This window comes from Streptomyces sp. NPDC006296 (assembly GCF_040613235.1).
GTDB lineage: Bacteria > Actinomycetota > Actinomycetes > Streptomycetales > Streptomycetaceae > Streptomyces.
This window is the reverse complement of the sequence record NZ_JBEXRT010000031.1, coordinates 54,432-73,851: the sequence shown is the minus strand read 5'-3', so window position 1 is coordinate 73,851 and position 19,420 is coordinate 54,432. Positions and strand designations below refer to the sequence as shown.

General features: G+C 71.5%; 14 protein-coding genes and 2 tRNA genes. 2 read left to right on the top strand and 14 right to left on the bottom strand.

The annotated features are described in order from the left end of the window. Positions 1-115 precede the first annotated feature (115 nt). Positions 116-1,990: a translation elongation factor 4 gene (lepA, locus tag ABZ172_RS21530; protein ID WP_356885353.1), complete on the bottom strand. Its 1,875-nt coding sequence runs from the start codon at positions 1,988-1,990 to the stop codon at positions 116-118. A 214-nt stretch (positions 1,991-2,204) separates the two neighbouring features. Here lepA and rpsT point away from each other — a divergent pair, with 214 nt between their 5' ends. Continuing rightward, a complete protein-coding gene (gene rpsT / locus ABZ172_RS21525; protein ID WP_356885352.1) occupies positions 2,205-2,471 on the top strand; it encodes a 30S ribosomal protein S20 in 267 nt (88 codons plus the stop codon). A 1,102-nt stretch (positions 2,472-3,573) separates the two neighbouring features. Here rpsT and holA read toward each other — a convergent pair. After that, complete coding sequence (holA, locus tag ABZ172_RS21520; protein ID WP_356885351.1) at positions 3,574-4,566, bottom strand: DNA polymerase III subunit delta; 993 nt, start codon at positions 4,564-4,566, stop codon at positions 3,574-3,576. Between the two features lie 89 nt (positions 4,567-4,655). On the opposite strand from holA, the gene ABZ172_RS21515 reads away from it, so the two are divergent. After that, on the top strand, positions 4,656-4,901 hold the full coding sequence (locus ABZ172_RS21515; protein ID WP_198959666.1) for a hypothetical protein: 246 nt from the start codon (positions 4,656-4,658) through the stop codon (positions 4,899-4,901). 431 nt (positions 4,902-5,332) lie between these two features. Here ABZ172_RS21515 and ABZ172_RS21510 read toward each other — a convergent pair whose 3' ends face one another. The 12 genes from ABZ172_RS21510 to rsfS form a co-directional block, all read right to left on the bottom strand. Continuing rightward, positions 5,333-6,217 (bottom strand): YceI family protein, encoded by an 885-nt coding sequence (locus ABZ172_RS21510; RefSeq protein ID WP_356885350.1) that lies wholly within the window; start codon positions 6,215-6,217, stop codon positions 5,333-5,335. A 229-nt stretch (positions 6,218-6,446) separates the two neighbouring features. Continuing rightward, complete coding sequence (locus tag ABZ172_RS21505) at positions 6,447-7,271, bottom strand: arylamine N-acetyltransferase (RefSeq protein WP_356885349.1); 825 nt, start codon at positions 7,269-7,271, stop codon at positions 6,447-6,449. Between the two features lie 93 nt (positions 7,272-7,364). Beyond that, positions 7,365-9,605 carry a ComEC/Rec2 family competence protein gene (locus ABZ172_RS21500; protein WP_356885348.1) on the bottom strand — a complete coding sequence of 747 codons (2,241 nt, stop codon included), beginning with the start codon at positions 9,603-9,605 and terminating at the stop codon, positions 7,365-7,367. Positions 9,606-10,186: 581 nt separating this feature from the next. Then, positions 10,187-11,137, bottom strand: coding sequence for a ComEA family DNA-binding protein (locus ABZ172_RS21495; protein WP_356885376.1), 951 nt, complete (start codon positions 11,135-11,137; stop codon positions 10,187-10,189). A gap of 684 nt (positions 11,138-11,821) precedes the next feature. Further along, positions 11,822-12,667 (bottom strand): DegV family protein, encoded by an 846-nt coding sequence (locus ABZ172_RS21490; RefSeq protein WP_356885347.1) that lies wholly within the window; start codon positions 12,665-12,667, stop codon positions 11,822-11,824. Positions 12,668-12,889: 222 nt separating this feature from the next. Next, positions 12,890-13,585 carry a hypothetical protein gene (locus ABZ172_RS21485; RefSeq protein ID WP_356885346.1) on the bottom strand — a complete coding sequence of 232 codons (696 nt, stop codon included), beginning with the start codon at positions 13,583-13,585 and terminating at the stop codon, positions 12,890-12,892. A gap of 252 nt (positions 13,586-13,837) precedes the next feature. Continuing rightward, a complete protein-coding gene (gene leuS / locus ABZ172_RS21480; protein ID WP_356885345.1) occupies positions 13,838-16,711 on the bottom strand; it encodes a leucine--tRNA ligase in 2,874 nt (957 codons plus the stop codon). A gap of 431 nt (positions 16,712-17,142) precedes the next feature. Then, a tRNA-Ala gene (locus tag ABZ172_RS21475) sits at positions 17,143-17,215 on the bottom strand. Positions 17,216-17,424: 209 nt separating this feature from the next. Next, on the bottom strand, positions 17,425-17,658 hold the full coding sequence (locus ABZ172_RS21470) for a hypothetical protein (protein ID WP_031091875.1): 234 nt from the start codon (positions 17,656-17,658) through the stop codon (positions 17,425-17,427). A 436-nt stretch (positions 17,659-18,094) separates the two neighbouring features. Next, positions 18,095-18,167 (bottom strand) — tRNA-Ala (locus ABZ172_RS21465). A 116-nt stretch (positions 18,168-18,283) separates the two neighbouring features. Further along, the gene (locus ABZ172_RS21460; protein WP_356885374.1) at positions 18,284-18,937 is read right to left on the bottom strand and encodes a histidine phosphatase family protein; all 654 of its coding nucleotides are present in this window, start codon (positions 18,935-18,937) and stop codon (positions 18,284-18,286) included. After that, complete coding sequence (rsfS, locus tag ABZ172_RS21455) at positions 18,934-19,365, bottom strand: ribosome silencing factor (RefSeq protein WP_006124372.1); 432 nt, start codon at positions 19,363-19,365, stop codon at positions 18,934-18,936. The genes ABZ172_RS21460 and rsfS overlap by 4 nt, the downstream gene beginning before the upstream one ends. Between the last annotated feature and the right edge of the window lie 55 nt (positions 19,366-19,420).

The following is a 19,420-nucleotide window of genomic DNA, read 5'->3' as shown; positions in this document are numbered from 1 at the left end:
GGCCCCCGCACCGCGGAGATCCGCGGCACGGGGGCCCGTACGACTGCCGCCGCGTACGCCCGGCGGCGTGAGCCCGGAGGACACCCCGGGCGGGGCGGGCGGGAGCGGAGCGGGGCTACTTCTTGCTCTTGCTCTCACCAGCGGACTCGTCGGTGGACAGGACGGAGATGAACGCGTCCTGCGGCACCTCGACGTTGCCGACCATCTTCATCCGCTTCTTGCCCTCCTTCTGCTTCTCCAGCAGCTTCCGCTTACGGGAGATGTCACCGCCGTAGCACTTGGCGAGGACGTCCTTGCGGATGGCGCGGACGGTCTCACGGGCGATGACCCGGGAGCCGATGGCGGCCTGGATCGGGACCTCGAAGTTCTGCCGGGGGATGAGCTTCTGCAGCTTGGCGACGAGCCGGACGCCGTAGGCGTACGCCTTGTCCTTGTGCGTGACCGCGGAGAAGGCGTCGACCTTGTCGCCGTGCAGCAGGATGTCGACCTTGACGAGCTGGGCGGACTGCTCCCCCGTGGGCTCGTAGTCGAGCGAGGCGTACCCGCGGGTCTTGGACTTCAGCTGGTCGAAGAAGTCGAAGACGATCTCGGCGAGCGGCAGGGTGTAGCGGATCTCGACCCGGTCCTCGGACAGGTAGTCCATGCCGATCAGGGTGCCGCGCCGGGTCTGGCAGAGCTCCATGATCGCGCCGATGAACTCGCTGGGCGCGAGGACCGTGGCCCGCACGACCGGCTCGTGCACCTTGTCGATCTTGCCCTCGGGGAACTCGCTCGGGTTGGTGACCGTGTGCTCCGAGCCGTCCTCCATCTCCACGCGGTAGACCACGTTGGGGGCGGTCGCGATGAGTTCGAGACCGAACTCGCGCTCCAGGCGCTCACGGATCACGTCGAGGTGCAGCAGCCCGAGGAAGCCGACGCGGAAGCCGAAGCCGAGCGCGGCCGAGGTCTCCGGCTCGTACACCAGGGCGGCGTCGTTGAGCTGGAGCTTGTCGAGCGCCTCGCGCAGGTCCGGGTAGTCGGAGCCGTCCAGCGGGTAGAGCCCCGAGAACACCATCGGCTTGGGGTCCTTGTAGCCGCCCAGCGCCTCGGTCGCGCCCTTGTTCAGGGAGGTGATGGTGTCACCGACCTTGGACTGCCGGACGTCCTTCACCCCGGTGATGATGTAGCCGACCTCGCCCACGCCGATACCGTCGGCCGGGGTCATCTCCGGGGAGGAGACGCCGATCTCCAGGAGCTCGTGGGTGGCGCCCGTCGACATCATCCTGATGCGCTCGCGCTTGTTGAGCTGGCCGTCGACGACCCTGACGTAGGTGACGACACCGCGGTACGCGTCGTAGACGGAGTCGAAGATCATCGCGCGGGCGGGGGCGTCCGCCTGGCCGACGGGGGCCGGGACGTCCCGGACGACCCGGTCGAGCAGCGCGTCCACGCCGACACCGGTCTTCGCGGAGACCTTGAGCACGTCCTCGGGCTGGCAGCCGATGAGGTTGGCCAGTTCCTCGGAGAACTTCTCCGGCTGGGCGGCGGGCAGGTCGATCTTGTTGAGCACCGGGACGATGGTGAGGTCGTTCTCCATCGCCAGGTAGAGGTTGGCCAGCGTCTGCGCCTCGATGCCCTGGGCCGCGTCGACCAGCAGGACCGTGCCCTCGCAGGCGGCCAGCGACCGGGAGACCTCGTACGTGAAGTCCACGTGGCCCGGGGTGTCGATCATGTTGAGGATGTGGGTCGGGCCCTTGTCCTCACCCTCGGTGGGTGCCCACGGCAGACGGACCGCCTGGGACTTGATGGTGATGCCGCGCTCGCGCTCGATGTCCATCCGGTCGAGGTACTGGGCGCGCATCTGCCGCTGGTCGACCACTCCCGTCAGCTGGAGCATCCGGTCGGCAAGGGTCGACTTGCCGTGGTCGATGTGCGCGATGATGCAGAAGTTACGGATCAGCGCCGGGTCGGTACGGCTCGGCTCGGGCACGTTGATGGGAGTCGCGGGCACGCAGGGTCCTGATTCTTGAGACGCCGGACGCCGTGTCTCGGGTCGATGTCGGGTCGGACGGATCGATACGTAGCCTCCATGGTCCCACGCCTGCGGACCGGGACCGGTTTGGGCCGGTCCGAGGGTGACTGCTACCGTGGGCAGCTGTGCCTCGTGGCCCTCAGAAGCGGCGTGGTGCACATAGAAGATCCAACGAACCTGAAAAGGCTCTTTCGTGGCGAACATCAAGTCCCAGATCAAGCGGAACAAGACGAACGAGAAGGCGCGCCTGCGCAACAAGGCCGTCAAGTCCTCGCTCAAGACCTCGATCCGCAAGGCCCGCGAGGCTGCCGCTGCCGGTGACGTCGAGAAGGCCACCGCGGCCGTCCGCGACGCCTCCCGCCAGCTCGACAAGGCTGTCTCGAAGGGTGTCATCCACAAGAACGCTGCCGCCAACAAGAAGTCGGCGCTCGCGGTCAAGGTTGCCGCCCTCCAGGGCTGAGCTACTGATGTGATCGCCGGAACGGACTCAGCGGGCCCTCTCTCCCGCTCCTGACCGGCACCCCGCGCCGCACACCGAACCTGCGTTCGCCACGCGGGTGCGGCGCACCGAGTGTGAACCGAAGGCCCCGGCCACGTCCTCCCCAGGACGCCCCGCCGGGGCCTTCGTGCTGCCCGGGCGGGGGGGTGGGGGCGCGGGGGGCCTCCGTCCGGGGCGGGGAGGGGGCGGGGCTGGGGCTCGGCTGCGCGGGGGTTCGGGCGGGGGGCGGCCCGGGAGCGGGGCGGCTGGCACAGGGCGGGGTGCCCGCTCAGCGGGGCGGCGGGGGCTGGCGGGGCCGGGGCCCGGGCGCGGGGGTGGGGCCGCGTCGAGGGCTCGGCTGCGCGGGGCTCTGGCGGGGCGGGTCGCCTGCTCAGCGGGGCGGCTGACCAGGCGGGCGGGGGCTCAGCCCCGGGGCGGGGCTGCGTCGGGGGCGGGGGCTTGTGCGGAAGCGCCGGCTGGGGCGGAGGGCCTTGCGCGGCGGGGTCGCCGAGGGTTCCGCGAACAGCGAGGTCGTGCGGGGGTGCCGCGAGCAGTGGGGCCGCCGGGGGTTCCGCGAACAGCGGGGCCGTGGGGGTGCTGCAAGCAGTGGGGCCGAGCCTCCGCGGCGGGCTCGCGGGTTTCCAGGGCACGGTCGTGGGGGCCGGCCTTGGCGGGGTGCGGGGTTCTCCGTGGCAGGGGTCTTGGTTGGCATGCGACGGCAGAGGGGGGCCGGGCGAACGGGCTGCGAGCTGCGAGCTGCGGGATCGTCGGTGGCGAGGCGGCCGGGCCGGGTGCGTCACTGAGCCGGAGGGTGGTTGGGCCTGCTGTCGGGCCGTACGGGCTCCGGGCGCCACGCCTCTGCAAGACCGTGGGGCCCGTAGGGTCCTGGAACCGCCGGACCGTGGGGCCCCTGAGCCCCGAAGCCCCAAGAGCACGAGCGCGGGGCCGCAGGGAGGCCGCCCCTCATGCTCCGCGGAAGCCGCCCTCCCTCAAGCCCTGCGGGCGCGGAGCCTGAAGCCGCAGGGCCGCGTGGGACCTCGGAGAGGCACCGTCGGATCGGGGGCGGGTAGCCGGGTGGCGCTGCTCAGCGAGCGCCGCCGGAACGAGCCGCGCGGGCGACGGCGACCACGGCCTTCTCCAGGGCGTACTCGGGATCGTCCCCGCCGCCCTTGACGCCGGCGTCTGCCGCCGCGACCGCCATCAGGGCCGCCGCGACTCCGTCCGGAGTCCATCCGCGCATCTGCTGGCGGACCCGGTCGATCTTCCAGGGCGGCATACCCAGCTCACGGGCCAGGTCCGCGGGGCGTCCGCCCCGGGCCGAGGAGAGCTTGCCGATCGCCCGGACGCCCTGTGCGAGGGCACTGGTGATCAGGACGGGAGCGACACCGGTGGACAGCGACCAGCGCAAGGCCTCCAGCGCTTCCGCCGCCCGGCCCTCGACCGCACGGTCGGCGACGGTGAACGAGGAGGCTTCGGCTCGCCCCGTGTAATAACGGCCGACGACCGCCTCGTCGATGGTGCCCTCGACGTCCGCGACCAACTGCGAGACGGCGCTGGCCAGTTCTCGCAGGTCGCTGCCGATGGAGTCGACCAGCGCCTGGCAGGCCTCCGGGGTGGCTGAGCGCCCGAGGGCCCGGAACTCCGCCCGCACGAAGGACAGCCGCTCCGCCGGCTTGGTGGTCTTGGGGCACGCCACCTCGCGTGCGCCCACCTTGCGCGCCGCGTCCAGGAGCCCCTTGCCCTTGGCCCCGCCGGCATGCAGCAGCACAAGGGTGATCTCCTCGGCCGGGGCGCCCAGGTAGGCCTTGACGTCCTTGACCGTGTCGGCGGAGAGGTCCTGCGCGCTGCGCACGATCACCACCTTGCGCTCGGCGAAGAGCGAGGGGCTGGTGAGCTCCGCGAGCGTGCCGGGCTGCAGCTGGTCCGGGGTCAGGTCGCGGACATCCGTGTCGGAGTCGGCGGCGCGGGCCGCGGCCACCACCTGCTGCACCGCGCGGTCCAGGAGCAGGTCCTCCTGGCCCACGGCGAGGGTGACGGGGGCGAGCGGATCGTCGGTGGAACTGCGTCTGGTGGCCATCGCGGTCCAGCATCCCACGCCCCGCTGACAACACCGTGGGGCAGCCGCCCCGGCGTACCGGCAGGGCGGGCCTGTCGGAGAATGACGGGGTGAGCGATGTGAGACATGTACTGGTGCTGCCCGACCGCGACGCGGCCGAGGAGGTCGCCGGAGAGCTGGCCGACCGGTTCGGTGTGACCGAGGAGCCCCAGCTGGTGCGGGATGCACTGGCCGGCGAGGACGACGCCGAGGACGCGCAGTGGCTGGTGGTGGTGGAGGATCCGGCCGCGCGACTGGACTCCGCGGCCCTCGACGCCTTCGCCGCGGAGTACGAGGGCTGGCTGGAGGCACCGTAGAGGCGCGACCGTGTGCCCCGTACGCGGTGCGCGCGACAGGTACGCCGCCCCCCCCTGCCCCGGCGACTGCCGCACCTCCCGGCCACCCCTGCTGCTCCAGCCCCGGAGAGGGCGGGCTGCGGGGGTTCGGATTGCGGGGGCGGACCGTGGGGTTCGACCGCGGATCCAGCCTCCTTGATGCGACCCGTGGATGCGGTCTGCCGGATCCGGCCCGCGGATCCGGCCTCCGGGGTTTCGTACCGCGGGGGCCCGGGAGGATCCGGCCCCCGAGCATCCGGCCTGCCGGGGCTCAGCCTCGGAGGGTGCCCGTCGCAGGGCGAAGGGCTGTCGAAGGGTTTTCCTCGGGAGTCGAAAAGTTTTCCTCGCGAGTCGGAGGGCCTCCCCGGGAATCAGAGGAACTCCGTCCGGAACGGCGGATCTCCCCGGCGGACTCAGCCCTTGGGGATGATCTGGATATCCATGTCGATCTTGATGCTCGGGCCGACCACGGCGATGCCCCGCGCCAGCATCGTCTGCCAGGTGAGGGTGAAGTCCTCACGGTGCAGCTCGGTGGTCGCCCGGCAGGCGGCGCGTGTCTCGCCCTCCAGGCCGTTGCCCAGGCCGAGGTACCGGGTGTCCAAGGTGACGGTGCGGCTCACTCCGTGCAGGGTGAGGGCACCGGTGACGCCCCAACGCGTGCCGCCGCGATGGACGAAGCGCTCGCTGTAGAACTCGAGGGTCGGGTAGCGCTCGACGTCGAGGAAGTCACCGGACCGCAGGTGGTCGTCACGCATCTGGACGTTCGTGTCGATGGAGGAGGCGTCGATGACGACGTGCATGGCGGAGTCCTCCATGCGGTCGGCGATCCGCACGGCACCGGCGAACGTGTTGAACCTGCCGTGGATCCGGGCCATACCGATGTGACGTGCGGTGAACCCGATCTGGGTGTGCGCCGGCTCGATCTCCCAGTCACCCGGGTCGGGCAACTGAGGGGGCTGGGACACCTGGAGGAGGACGTCGCCGAGGCTGGTGTGTTCGCCCCGGCCCACGGTCACCGATCCGTGGAAGGGGGTGAAGCCCTCGGCCGTGACGCCCAGTCGGTAGTCGCCCGTGGGAACGGTCGCGACCACGTTCCCGAAGGGATCGGTCTCCCCGCCGACGACCTTGCGGCCCGCACGGTCGGTGACGACGAAGTCGGCCTGACGCACGGGCTCGGAAACGGGGTCCAGTACGCGGCAGCTCAGCATGCCGGCGTCCTGTGGGACCGGAAACCCGGCGAGAGCGTTGCTCTGCGCGGTGCCGGACTTCGCTCTGCTGCCTAGCCAACGGCCGAACATGTGCACGCTCTCCCCAGGGCGGTTCTCATCTCGGACCCCTGACAGCCGGACGTCGCTGTCGGAGCAGGGATCCGCCGACGAATACACATTCGATCACTGTTGCGATGTTCGAGGCAAACGCCGCAGCTCAGCGTGGGTTGTGACGAGCTGTGCTGCCCTGTACGCAGGTGGCACCGAAGGTCCGTATTGTGCGGTGGCGCGAGCCGTCCGTACACGGCGCAGCGTACGGTCACACGGCCGGGAACCGGCGCGCCTCGGGCGGGCGGGTGAACGCCATGCCGAAGTGGTCGCGGTAGGCGGCGAGCACCTCGGCGTCGTCCCGCAGCTCCAACTCCTGTCGCTCGCCCCGCACGGTCGTGATCAGCGTGCGGCCGCGGAGCGTCACGCGGCCGTCCGCTGTGCACCGGGAGCAGATCAGCGACCGGGTGAAGTGGGAGTCCGGCGAGGTGCGGTGGTACCAGGATCCGGCCCTGAAGTCCGCCAGTACGCGCGGTCGCAGGTCCAGGCGGAACTGCCGTGAACCGTCGCGCAGCAGATCGAGGTCTCCCTGCGGTGCCTCCCTGAACCGGAACGTGCCTCCGGGATCCTCCTGTTCGGTGCGGGCCTCCAGGGCCAGTGGGTGCAGCGCGTGATCGCCGAATCCGACATCCGCCAGCCAGGGGCCCGTACCGTCGTCGGTCTCCACCCGGAGGGCGACATGGTCGTACGGGATACCGAGGCGGCCCCCGTCGCCGAACACCCGCGCCTGGAGCAGGACGACACGGAAGCCGAGGTCGCGCAGCAGCACGGCGAAAGCGCCGTTGAGCTCGTAGCAGAAGCCGCCCCGACGGTCCGCCACGATCTTGTCGACGAGCTTCTCCTCGTCCAGGACGACATCCTGACCGAGGTGGACGGAGAGGTTCTCGAAGGGCACGGTCATCAGATGGCGCAGCTGGAGCTCGCGCAGCGCCGCGGCGTCGGCCCGGACGGGACGAACCGCACCGATGCGGTGCAGGTAGGCCTCCACCCGGGAGGGAGCGGATGTCCGGCCCGGTCGCCGTGCGTACGCGTTCATCGGGGAAGTCTGTCGTGGCGCACCGGCCGGCGCCATGGACCCCTGGTCCTAGGACCGTTGTTCCCCTCCTGCTCCGCCGGAGGTCCCGCCGTCTCATGACCGGCCCGCCGCGCGCAGCTCCGGACCGGCGCCCGTCACCGCGATCGCCCCGTGGACGTCCGTACGCAGAACCTTCGCCCCCGTCGCTTCGAGTGCTTCGACCGTTCGGGCCGCCGGGTGGCCGTAGGGGTTGTCCGTGCCGCAGCTGATCAGCGCGAGCCTCGGGTGCGCACTGCGCAGAAGCGCGGTGTCCTGGTGCGCGGAGCCATGGTGTGCGACCTTCAGCACATCGACCCGGGGCAGCGCCGGGTGGACGCGCAGCACTCCCTGCTGGGCCGGGGGTTCGAGGTCGCCGAGGAGCAGCAGGGTCAGTCCGCCGGACCGGACGAGGAGCGTGACACTGGAGTCGTTCGGCTCCTCGGTGACGTGGACGGGCGCCGCCCCCGGCGCACCGGCCGCGGGCCAGAGCACCTGCCAGTCCAGAGGGCCTGTCCGCCGCCGCTCACCGGGAACGGCCCGGGTCGTCGGGACGTGCGCCGCCGCGGCGGTCCTCCTGACGAAGGCCGCCTGCTCCGGCGGTTCGTCGAGAGTCGTCGTCTGGATCGTGCCGACCTCGCGGCCCTTCAGCACTCCGGGCAGGCCGCGCACATGATCGGCGTGGAAGTGCGTCAGGAGCAGAAGCGGCACCCGGGTGACACCGAGGTCGCGCAGGCACCGGTCGACGAGGGCGGGCTCGGGTCCGGTGTCCACGACCACGCCGGTGCCGTCCCCGGCGGCGAGCACCATGGCATCGCCCTGCCCCACGTCGCAGAGCGCGAAGGCCCAGTCGGGAGGCGGCCATCCCGTCACGATCCGGGTGAGCGGAACCGGTCTCAGCACCGCGAGGACCAGCAGGAGCGCAGCGGCGGAACACACCCAGGGGTGCCGGGCCAGGCGGCGGGCCGACAGCACCAGCACGGCGGTCAGGACGGCCAGGAGTGCCGCGCCCGGCCAGCCGGCCGGCCAGTCGGCTTCCGCTCCGGGCAGTGAGGCCCCCGTGCGCGCCACGGACGCGATCCAGCCGACCGGCCAGCCTGCGACCTCGGCCAGCACTTTCGCCACCGGCAAGGAGGCGGGGGCCACGGCGAGCGCGGCGAAGCCCAGGACCGTCGCGGGCGCCACGGCGAACTCGGCCAGCAGGTTGCAGGGGATCGCCACCAGGCTGACCCTCGATGCGAGAACCACGATCACGGGTGCGCAGACCGCCTGAGCGGCTCCCGCCGCCGCCAGGATCTCGGCGAGTCGTGCCGGGACCCCGTGCCGCTGGAGGGCGTCGCTCCATCTCGGCGCGAGGGTGAGCAGCGCTCCGGTCGCGAGTACGGACAGCAGGAACCCGTAACTGCGGGCCAGCCAGGGGTCATACAGCACCAGCAGCAGAACGGCCGTGGCCAGTGCGGGAATCAGCGATCTGCGTCGGCCCGTCCCGATGGCGAGCAGTGTGATCATGCCGCAGGCGGCCGCACGCAGCACGCTCGGCTCGGGACGGCAGACGATCACGAAGGCGAGCGCGATCGCACCGCCGATCAGAGCTGTCATGCGCAGGGAGATGCCCAGTCGGGGTGCCAGGCCCCGGCGTTCGCTGCGCAGCGCCGTACCCGGTGGGCCGATGAGGAGGAAGAGAAGCACCGACAGGTTGGCGCCGGAAACTGCGAGCAGGTGGGTCAGGTCGGTGGCCTTGAAGGCGTCCTGCAGGTCCGGCGTCACCCGCGAGGTGTCGCCGACCACCAGCCCCGGCAGGAGTGCCCGGGCGTCCGTGTCGAGTCCGTCGGTGGCCTCCCGCAGTCCGGACCTCAGCCGGCCCGCCACGCGTTGGAGCGGGGTGGGCTCCCTGATGATCCTGGGTGGGGCGTCCGCGTCGGCGCCGAGCACGGCTGCGATGCGCTCCCCCTCGTGGCGCGGCGGGGTGAGCCGTCCGCTGATGCGGAGGCCCGTCGAGGGCAGCAGGCGCTGCCACTCGGATGCCGCCGAGCCGGGGGCGACCATGACGAGGACGGGGGTCCGAAGTCTCATCACCGTGCCGTCGGAGGCGGTCAGCCGGTCGATCTCGGCGTTCAGGAGGAGGGATACGGGTGTGCTGTGGTCGCCGCGTACACGTGGCCGGGTCTGCCGTGGATCGGAGGTGACGGTCAGGTCAGCGTCGATCCGCGCGAAGGACTCCGCCAGTGCCGGGACCGGACCGCTGCGGACGTCCGCACCGTGGAGCCCGGCGACCGCCGCCCCCGCCGCCGCACACAGCAGCGCGGCGGCGACCGCCATCACGCGCGTCTCTCTGCGCCGGTGGTGGCCGGCAGGGTCCGGTCGGTCCGCCGGAGGACTCACAGGCCTCGCCGGGCAGTTCGGCGAAGTCGTACGCCCCAGTGGCCCGGCCGAAGGGACCTCACTCCCCGGGGGTCCGGTGGGAGGGACCTCACTCCTCGGCAGCCCGCCCGACGTGGCGGCATGCCCAGGCGGGTGCTCTCCGCCCTCCTGGCGCTCCCGGCGTTCCCGGCGCTCGCTGTGGTCCCGGCGCTCGGGAGCCACGGCGACCGCACTCGCTCCGGCCTCCCGGTCCCTGCTGATCGGACTCGCGGGCAGCGCGTCCGGCGGGATTCCTGTGTCCGTACCGGACCGGGGCGTCGTCCGTGTCAGGTATCCGGATACAGCGACGAGTGCCAGACCCGCACACACGCAGAGCGCTGATCCGGCCGCCACCCACGGACCCGGCGCCCCCAGTGCCAGAGCTGCCGCCGCCCAGGCTGCCAGGGCCGGTGGGACCAGCCTCAGATCGGTCGGGGCCTCCTGACGCGGATCGGCAGAGCCGAGCCGTCGCCCCGAATCCGTATGGACGTCGGGAGCGTTCACGGGCTGACCAGCGGCCGGAGGTCGGCGAATCGCCGGTCCCCGATGCCCTTCACCTCACGGAGCTCGTCGACGGAGCGGAATCCCCCGTGCTCCGTCCGGTAGTCGATGATGTGCTGAGCGAGCACAGGTCCGACACCGGGCAGGGTTTCGAGCTGCTCGGCGGTGGCTGTGCCAAGGCTCACGGTCGCGGTGGGACCGGCCGCTCCCGCAGCGACTCCGCCTGTTCCCGTGCCACCGGCGGGCGGCGGAGCTCCGGGCGTGTCCACCGCCACCTGCTCGCCGTCCGTCAGGACACGTGCGCGGTTGAGCAGGGTGACGTCGGCCCCCTCACGGAGCCCTCCCGCCGCCTGCAGGGCATCCGCGACGCGTGAACCGGCCGGCAGATACTGGATCCCCGGCCGCCGCACCTTGCCGCTCACATCCACGACGATGCGTCCACCCGAGGGTGTCGCGGGCGTCTGCCCCGCTTCGGATCCGGGGGTGGGACCGGGGGCCGGAGCGCTCGGAGATCCTGTCCCGTCCGTCTGGACCGCACCGGCCTCCGTGACCCGGTCGGGAGCACGGACGGACTCCGGCCGTGCCGACCAGAAGTGCGTCCCCGCGAGCACTGCGGCTCCGGCCAGGACGACGGCCAGCGCGGTGAGGGCTCGTCGTTCGAGGCCGCACCGCGACTGCACCCACAGCGGTAACCGGTCGCGCAGCGCGGGGCCTGCTTCTCGCCACCACCGGGGGCGTGTGCCCGTGTCACCGGGCACACCGTGCGACAGCGTCTCCGGCTCGGTCGGCGGGGTCGCCGCGGGCCTCGCACCGGAGCTCGGGCGATCCCGAGGAGCCACGGCCCAGGACGGCGCCGGACGGGAGCGTCCGGCTTCGTCGGAGCATGGTGAAGCGGTGCACGGATCGGCAGCCGCCGCAGCACCCCTCGCTCGCCCCGAAGCAACCGGCACCGTCGACGCGGCCGTTGCCCCTCGGTCCCGCACCATCGGCACCGCCGTCGCCCCGCGCCCGTACCCCTGCTCCTGCTTCTCTCCCTGTCCCCGCTTCTTCCCCTGCCCCTGCCCCACCGGAATCTCCGGCACCGCCAACGCCTCTGGGTCTGCCCCCGGAACCGTCGGCTCGGCCGCCGTGGCGGCCGTCTTCGCGGCTGCAGGCCGGTCCGGTCCCAGGAGGGCATCCGCTCGGAGTCGGGAGGCCGCTGCGATCTCGGGGTCGGCCCCACGAGCGGGGCGCCGCCGACGCCCGTGCCGCGCCCTGGACGCCGCGCCGGGTGAGCTGCCGGCCGGACCGGCGGGACGCAGACCGGGCCTGAGACGCCCCCGCCCGGCCGGATCCGATCCTGACGAACCACGGTGCGGAGCTCGGTGTGCTCCCGATCGCACGACGGGAGGCGCGGTCGCGTGGACGGGTGGGTCCATGGCCATATGCGCGGGGAGATCGGTGAGCCGGTGCGAGGCGTGGCCCACGGCACCGCTGCCGGGACCCTGGAGACCGGTGGCACAGGCGGACGCGGGAGGAGTTCGGAAGGTCATGTCCCAGACGCTAGGCACATCAGGGAAAATCCGCCGAGGCGCTCGTATTTCAGTGGATAACTCACCAGTTGTGGATAACCGCGTCCCCCGGAGAGGTGAGATTCAGCGTGGTGCGACGACCGCTCCCAGCAGGCCCGGTCCGGTGTGCGCCCCGATCACCGCGCCGACCTCGCTCACATGCAGGTCACCGAGCCCCGGCAGCCGTCCGCGCAACCGTTCCGCCAGCCGTTCGGCGCCTTCCGGAGCGGCCAGGTGATGGACGGCGATGTCCACGGCGCCCGTGCCGGCCCGCTCGACGACGATCTCCTCCAGCCGCGCGATCGCCTTGGACGCGGTCCGCACCTTCTCCAGCATCTCGATACGGCCGTCCTCGAGCCTGAGCAGCGGTTTGACCGCCAGGGCGGACCCCAACAGCGCCTGTGCTGCGCCGATGCGCCCGCCTCGGCGCAGGTAGTCGAGCGTGTCCACGTAGAAGAAGGCCGAGGTCCCGGCCGCCCGCTTGTCGGCCGCCGCGACCGCCTCGTCCAGACCCCCGCCCGCCTCTCCCGCCTCGGCGGCGGCAAGGGCGCAGAAGCCCAGAGCCATGGCGACCATGCCGGTGTCGACCACCCGCACCGGGACGGGAGCGTCCTTCGCCGCGAGCACCGCGGCGTCGTACGTGCCGGAGAGCTCGGACGACAGATGGAGGGAGACGATGCCCGTCGCCCCCGCTTCCGCCACCGCTCGGTAGGTGGCGGCGAAGACGTCCGGGCTGGGCCGTGAGGTGGTCACGGACCGGCGCTTCTGCAGGGCGAGCGCAAGCGACCGTGCCGAGATCTCGGTGCCCTCGTCCAGCGCCTGATCGCCCAGGACGACGGTCAGCGGCACCGCGGTGATGCTGTGCCGTTCCATCGTCTGGGGCGGCAGGTAGGCCGTTGAATCGGTGACGATCGCGACATGGCGGGACATGAGCCGGAGATTACCTTCCGGGGCGGGAACGCGGCAGCCCGGGACCGCCTTACTGATCATTTCCCGTTGGGCGGTGTCCATCCCTGACTCACCGCTGCCGTTTCGGAGACGCTCAGGACACGTCCGAGCACGTCCCGCGGCCGTCGGGCAGGAACGCCACCGGTCGGTCCGTCGCCTCCGGCCCCGGCATGCGCCGGTCCGCGCCTTCGGCTCCGGCGCGGGTCAGTTCGTCGTCTCCGGCTTGGCCGACTTCTGCCACGGATAGCCCGCGCGCAGCCCGGGATCAGGAGGGGTGAGCGACGGCGGCGTCCGCTCGTCGACCCGTCCGCTCCGGTGCTGACCGGCCCCATCGTCCCGGGGTGTCGCCGACTCCTCGGTCGTCCAGTGGCGCAGAGCGCCCGCTTCGAGGTCGATCTGGGCACCGAGCGTGGCCAGGTCGTCGTCGGCGAACTGTCGTGCCCGGTCACGCGCAGCCCAGCGCAGCGACTCGGCGGCGTGCGTGATGCGCTCCGTGCGCTCCCGCAGCCCCGGCAGCAGCGTGGCCACGGTCGCCCGGTCGGGCTCGCGTTCCAGCCGCTTGAGATCGCCGTCGAGCTCACGTCCGTGCGCGCTCAGGCGCTGGAAGAGGCCGTGCGACTCCGAGAGGGAGGTGTCCTCCGCCATCGCGGCGTCCAACGCCTCCTGTGTGGCCCGCATCGAGGTGCGCAGTGCCAGCCTGAGCTGGGCGAGCTCTCCGGGCACACCCGGCTGGCCGTAGCTCTTGGCCCGCAGCGTGGTGTCCTCCACCGAGCGGCGCGCCTGCGTGATCGTCCGGTCCACGCCCCGCTTGGCCGCGCGCACCGTCTTCACACCGGCGTACACACCGAGCGCCACGAAGGCCACGAACAGCAGCGTCAGGATCAGGATCACGGATTCCATGAACGCCCCTCGGTCGTCGGATCGGCCGCCTGTGTACGGTCCCCCCTTCTACCGTAAACGGAACGGGCAGGCCGAGGGTTCCACCGGAACCCCCAACCTGCCCGTAAGGGAAAGCCCTGGCACACACGCGCCGATCCGCAGGCCCCACCGGCACCAGCACCCCCGCACGGCTCACCTGCAGCAGCACCAGCGCGTTCGCACCGGAGCGTTCCGCGCCGTCAGGGAACGGCGCCGCGAGCGGCCCGGGTGCCGTCAGGCGGGAACGATGTTGACCAGCTTCGGTGCCCGCACGATCACCTTGCGGATTCCGGCCCCGCCCAGCGCGGCGACGACGTTGGCGTCGGCCAGGGCCAGTGACTCCAGCTCCTCGTCCGTGATGGACGGGGAGATCTCCAGCCGGGCCTTGACCTTGCCCTTGATCTGCACCACGCAGGTGACGGTCTCGTCCACGACGTAGGCGGGGTCGGCGACGGGGAAGTCCTGGTGCACCACGGACTCCGTGTGGCCCAGCCGGCGCCACAGCTCCTCCGCCACGTGCGGAGCCAGCGGGGCGATCAGCAGCACCAGCCGCTCGGCGACCGAGCGCGAGAGGGGGCCTCCCGCCTTCGTCAGGTGGTTGTTCAGCTCGGTGACCTTGGCGATGGCGGTGTTGAAGCGCATCCCCGCCATGTCCTGGCCCACCCCGTCGATGGCCTTGTGCAGCGCCCGCAGCGTGTCCTCGCCGGGCTCCGTGTCCACGACGGTGACCTCACCGGTCTCCTCGTCGACGACGTTGCGCCACAGACGCTGGAGCAGCCGGTACTGCCCGACCACGGCGCGGGTGTCCCACGGACGCGAGACGTCCAGCGGCCCCATGGCCATCTCGTACAGCCGCAGGGTGTCGGCCCCGTACTCGCCGCAGATCTCGTCGGGCGTCACGGCGTTCTTCAGGGACTTGCCCATCTTGCCCAGGACGCGGCTGACCTTCTCGCCCGCGTGGTAGTACGCCCCGTCGCGCTCCTCGACCTCGGCCGCCGGCACCGCGATGCCGCGGCTGTCCCGGTAGACGAAGGCCTGGATCATGCCCTGGTTGTACAGCTTGTGGAACGGCTCGGCCGACGAGATGTGCCCCAGGTCGTGCAGCACCTTGGACCAGAAGCGCGCGTACAGCAGGTGGAGGACCGCGTGTTCCGCGCCGCCGACGTACAGGTCGACGCCACCGGTGGGCTGTCCCTCGCGCGGACCCATCCAGTACTGCTCGATCGCCGGGTCGACCAGCCGCTGGTCGTTGTGCGGGTCCAGGTAGCGCAGTTCGTACCAGCAGGAGCCCGCCCAGTTCGGCATGGTGTTGGTCTCGCGGCGGTACTTCCGCGGGCCGGCACCGTCTCCCAGGTCCAGGGTGACGTGGACCCAGTCGGCGTTCCGGGACAGCGGGGTCTCGGGCTGGGTGTCGGCGTCCTCCGGGTCGAAGGTCCGCGGCGCGTAGTCCTCGACCTCGGGCAGTTCCAGCGGCAGCATCGACTCGGGCAGCGGGTGGGCGATGCCCTCCTCGTCGTACACGATGGGGAAGGGCTCGCCCCAGTAGCGCTGGCGGCTGAACAGCCAGTCGCGCAGCCGGAAGTTGACGGTGCCCTCACCGACGCCCCGGTCCTGCAGCCACTGGGTGATCTTCGCCTTGGCTTCGACGACGCCCAGACCGTCCAGCGAGATCTCGTCGTTGGACGAGTTGACGAGCTTCGCCTCGTACGAGGCGAACGCGTCCTCCCACGTCGCCGTGTCCAGGCCACGGTCGTCCGAGGGCTCGACGACGCAGCGCATCGGCAGCTCGAAGGCGCGCGCGAAGGCGAAGTCGCGCCCGTCGTGCGCCGGGACCGCCATGATCGCGCCGGTGCCGTAGCCCATCAGGACGTAGTCGGCGATGAAGACGGGGACCTGCTCGCCGCTGACGGGGTTGGTCGCGTAGGCACCCGTGAAGACGCCGGTCTTGTCCTTGGCCTCGGCCTGCCGCTCCACGTCGGACTTGGCCGCGGCCTGCTTGCGGTACGCGGTGACGGCCTCGGCCGGATTCGGGTGGCCGCCGGTCCAGACCGGGTGGGTGCCCTCGGGCCAGGCGGCCGGGATGATCCGCTCGACCAGTTCGTGCTCGGGCGCCAGCACCATGTAGGTCGCACCGAACAGGGTGTCCTGACGGGTCGTGAAGACGGTGATGTCCCCCGCGCCGTCGACGGGGAAGTCGACGCGCGCACCCTCGGAACGACCGATCCAGTTGCGCTGCTGCAGCTTGATCGCCTCGGGCCAGTCCAGGCCGTCCAGATCGTCGAGCAACCGGTCCGCGTAGGCCGTGATGCGCATGTTCCACTGGCGCAGCTTGGCCTTGAAGACCGGGAAGTTGCCGCGCTCGGAGCGGCCGTCGGCCGTCACTTCCTCGTTGGCCAGCACGGTGCCCAGGCCGGGCGCCCAGTTGACGGGCGCGTCCGAGGCGTACGCCAGGCGGTACTGCCCCAGGAGGTCGGCGCGGTCGGCCGCGCTCAGCGTGCTCCACTCACGGTCGCCGGGGACCGGGCGCTCACCGCTCTCGAACTGGGCGACCAGGTCGGCGATCGGACGGGCCCGGTCGGCCTCGGTGTCGTACCACGAGTTGAAGATCTGCAGGAAGATCCACTGGGTCCACTTGTAGTACTCCGCGTCGATCGTCGCGAAGGAGCGGCGCTTGTCGTGGCCCAGGCCCAGCCGTCGCAGCTGGACCTTCATGTTCTCCATGTTGGCCTCGGTGGAGGCGCGCGGGTGGGTGCCCGTCTGGACGGCGTACTGCTCGGCCGGCAGGCCGAACGCGTCGAAGCCCAGGGTGTGCAGGACGTTGTGCCCGGTCATCCGCTGGTGGCGGGCGTAGACGTCGGTGGCGATGTAGCCCAGGGGGTGGCCGACGTGCAGACCGGCCCCCGAGGGGTAGGGGAACATGTCCATGATGAAGCGCTTCGGCTTGGCGGCCAGCCCCGAGTCGTCCGCCAGGTCGCCAGCCGGGTTGGGTGCCTCGTACGTGCCCCGGGCGTCCCAGAAGTCCTGCCAGCGTGCCTCGATGTCGGCAGCCATCGCCGCCGTGTAGCGGTGCGGCGCGGCCACCTCGGTCGCGGAATTCGTCTCGCTCATGATCCTCAAAGCTCCATCGATCGTCATCTGCCGGCGCCCACGTCTACGGACACACGTCTACGGAAACGAAAAATCCCCTCGCACAGGAGGGGACGCCGCGCCGGGTCCGACCAGGCATCCTCACCGGTCGGGAGTGATCAGCGCGGCTCGCTCAGCAGAAGGCGTACGGCACGCATGGCGTCAGGGTACCGCACGGGCCCGGTGCCCGGCCCGGCGCACGCTCTCCCCGGACACCGTGCGGACCGCGTCACTCCGGCCGTGACGGGCACAGCGGCGGCGGGACCTCGGGAACGACCGCGCCACCGCGGAGGTCACTGCGCGTACACCGCCCCTGACCGGGCGAACGGGCAGTGGGCGCGGCCCGCCGGCCCGGAGGTGACGCACACGACAAGAAGCGGGCCATCCGATCCGGATGACCCGCTTCTTCACTGTGGAGCTAAGGAGAATTGAACTCCTGACCTCCTGCATGCCATGCAGGCGCTCTACCAACTGAGCTATAGCCCCGTGCTGTTTTCCGCCCGGTTTCCCTGGCGACATCGAGAACATTACACGGTCCCAGCGGCCCATCAAAAATCGTTTCCACTCCGCCCCGGTGCGGGCGGCGACCGAAGCTCCGGTCCGCCCCGGCAGGAGCGGAGGGTGAAGCTCCGCCCGGCGGTCGCTCCGCCCGGCGGTCGCTCCGGCCGCGGGCGGGCGGATCCGGGCGGGCGCCGTCAGGCGGTGGCGAAGGAGTAGAACCGCTTGAGGGTGCAGTGCTCCTCCAGGAGCCGACCGTAGATGGGCTCCCCCTCGAGCTCCCGGTACGTCTCGATGGGATCGCCTTTTATGATCAGCGCCTGTGCGCACTCCTCACACCAGTACTGGAACTCCGTGTTGACGGGGTCCATGTCCCTGACGATGGGCGTACCACTGCCGCACCAGTCGCATTTCCGCCTGTGTGCACCCATCCGGTCAGCTCCGGGGGTGGCCGCAGGCCGTGCGCGCGAGGACATCGCCGGGCGAGACACCGGAGAGGCCGGGCGCGACGGAACGGAAGGTGGTGGTGCGGTGGGTCGCGGTGGGTGCAAGGGACGGACCCGGGGCCCGTACGCGGCTCGCAGGCATCGCGCTCCCTCCCGATCGGTCCGTCGCCCCCTCCGGCGCTCCGATTCTGCCATGGCGCCGCAACAGGGTCAGCCCGACGAACGCCCCGACGACCGCCTTTGTCCGGAAGGAGGCGCACCGGGCCGGGCCACGTACCTGCGAAGACGGCACCGGAAGACCCCCTTCGGCCCTTGTCCCGCGCGGGCCGGGGCAGTTGAGGCGCGTCCGGCGCGCGTCACGGGCGCGGTTCCGGATGATCAAAAAAAATCCCGCCCCCTGCCGGGGACGGGATCTTCACTGTGGAGCTAAGGAGAATTGAACTCCTGACCTCCTGCATGCCATGCAGGCGCTCTACCAACTGAGCTATAGCCCCGCTGTCCGCGGTGTTTCCCTGCGTTTCCGCGCTGCGAACAAGAAGAACTTTAGCCTGCGACGAGCCGGAAAGTGAAATCCGGCCGCCGCCGCCCGGAGAGAGCCTCCGGGCGCCCGCTAATCGTCGTCCCCGAGCACCGGTTCGGGGAGTGTGCCGGCGTTGTGTTCGAGCAGGCGCCAGCCACGCGCACCCTCGCCCAGCACCGACCAGCAGCAGTTGGACAGGCCGCCGAGCCCTTCCCAGTGGTGGGACTCGAGTCCGAGCAGACGGCCGATGGTGGTCCGGATGGTGCCGCCGTGGCTCACGACGACGAGCGTGCCCGCGTCGGGCAGCTTGCCGGCGTGCTCCAGCACCACGGGAGCGGCCCGGTCGGCGACCTCGGTCTCCAGCTCGCCGCCACCCCTGCGGACCGGCTCACCGCGCTTCCACGCGGCGTACTGCTCGGCGTACTGCCCGACGATCTCCTCGTGGGTGAGGCCCTGCCAGGCACCCGCGTACGTCTCGCGCAGCGCGGAGTCGTGGGCGACGGAGAGGCCGGTGACTGCGGCGAGCTCGGCGGCGGTGGCCGCGGCCCGCCGCAGGTCGGAGGCCACGATCGCGTCCGGTTTCAGCGACGCGAGCAGCCGGGCCGCACGGCGGGCCTGTCCGGAACCGGCCTCGGTCAGCTCGATGTCCGTGGAGCCCTGGAAGCGTCGCTCCAGATTCCACGCCGTCTGGCCGTGCCGCCAGAGGACGATCTTGCGGCCCCTGCCGCTCCCGCCGGTGTTCAGCTCTGGTCACCTTCCGTGCCGCCGTTGAGCTGGGCGTGCTCCTCGGCCTTGCCCCGGGTCTTGACCGCGTCCTCGGGGAGGGCGATCTCGGGGCAGTCCTTCCACAGGCGCTCCAGCGCGTAGAACACGCGCTCCTCGCTGTGCTGGACGTGGATCACGATGTCGACGTAGTCGAGCAGGATCCAGCGGGCGTCGCGGTCGCCCTCGCGGCGCACCGGCTTGGCGCCGAGCTCCTTCTGCAGCCGCTCCTCGATCTCGTCGACGATCGACTTGACCTGGCGGTCGTTGGGAGCCGAGGCCAGCAGGAAGGCGTCGGTGATCGACAGCACATCGCTGACGTCGTAGGCGATGATGTCGTGCGCGAGCCGGTCGGCGGCCGCCTGGGCGGCGGCGTTGATGAGCTCGATGGAGCGGTCCGTGGCGGTCACATGCAGGCTTTCGTCGGCGGTCAGATCAACCCCTAGGGTCTCACGGACCGCCGAC

What these genes read in the sequence shown, in the direction of transcription:
- ABZ172_RS21485 (WP_356885346.1), bottom strand. Translation starts at nt 13,585, where the DNA reads ATGGAATCCGTGATCCTGATCCTGACGCTGCTGTTCGTGGCCTTCGTG.
- holA (WP_356885351.1), bottom strand. Translation starts at nt 4,566, where the DNA reads ATGGCCACCAGACGCAGTTCCACCGACGATCCGCTCGCCCCCGTCACC.
- ABZ172_RS21490 (WP_356885347.1), bottom strand. Translation starts at nt 12,667, where the DNA reads ATGTCCCGCCATGTCGCGATCGTCACCGATTCAACGGCCTACCTGCCG.
- ABZ172_RS21510 (WP_356885350.1), bottom strand. Translation starts at nt 6,217, where the DNA reads ATGTTCGGCCGTTGGCTAGGCAGCAGAGCGAAGTCCGGCACCGCGCAG.
- ABZ172_RS21500 (WP_356885348.1), bottom strand. Translation starts at nt 9,605, where the DNA reads ATGGCGGTCGCCGCCGCGCTGCTGTGTGCGGCGGCGGGGGCGGCGGTC.
- leuS (WP_356885345.1), bottom strand. Translation starts at nt 16,711, where the DNA reads ATGAGCGAGACGAATTCCGCGACCGAGGTGGCCGCGCCGCACCGCTAC.
- ABZ172_RS21505 (WP_356885349.1), bottom strand. Translation starts at nt 7,271, where the DNA reads ATGAACGCGTACGCACGGCGACCGGGCCGGACATCCGCTCCCTCCCGG.
- ABZ172_RS21470 (WP_031091875.1), bottom strand. Translation starts at nt 17,658, where the DNA reads ATGGGTGCACACAGGCGGAAATGCGACTGGTGCGGCAGTGGTACGCCC.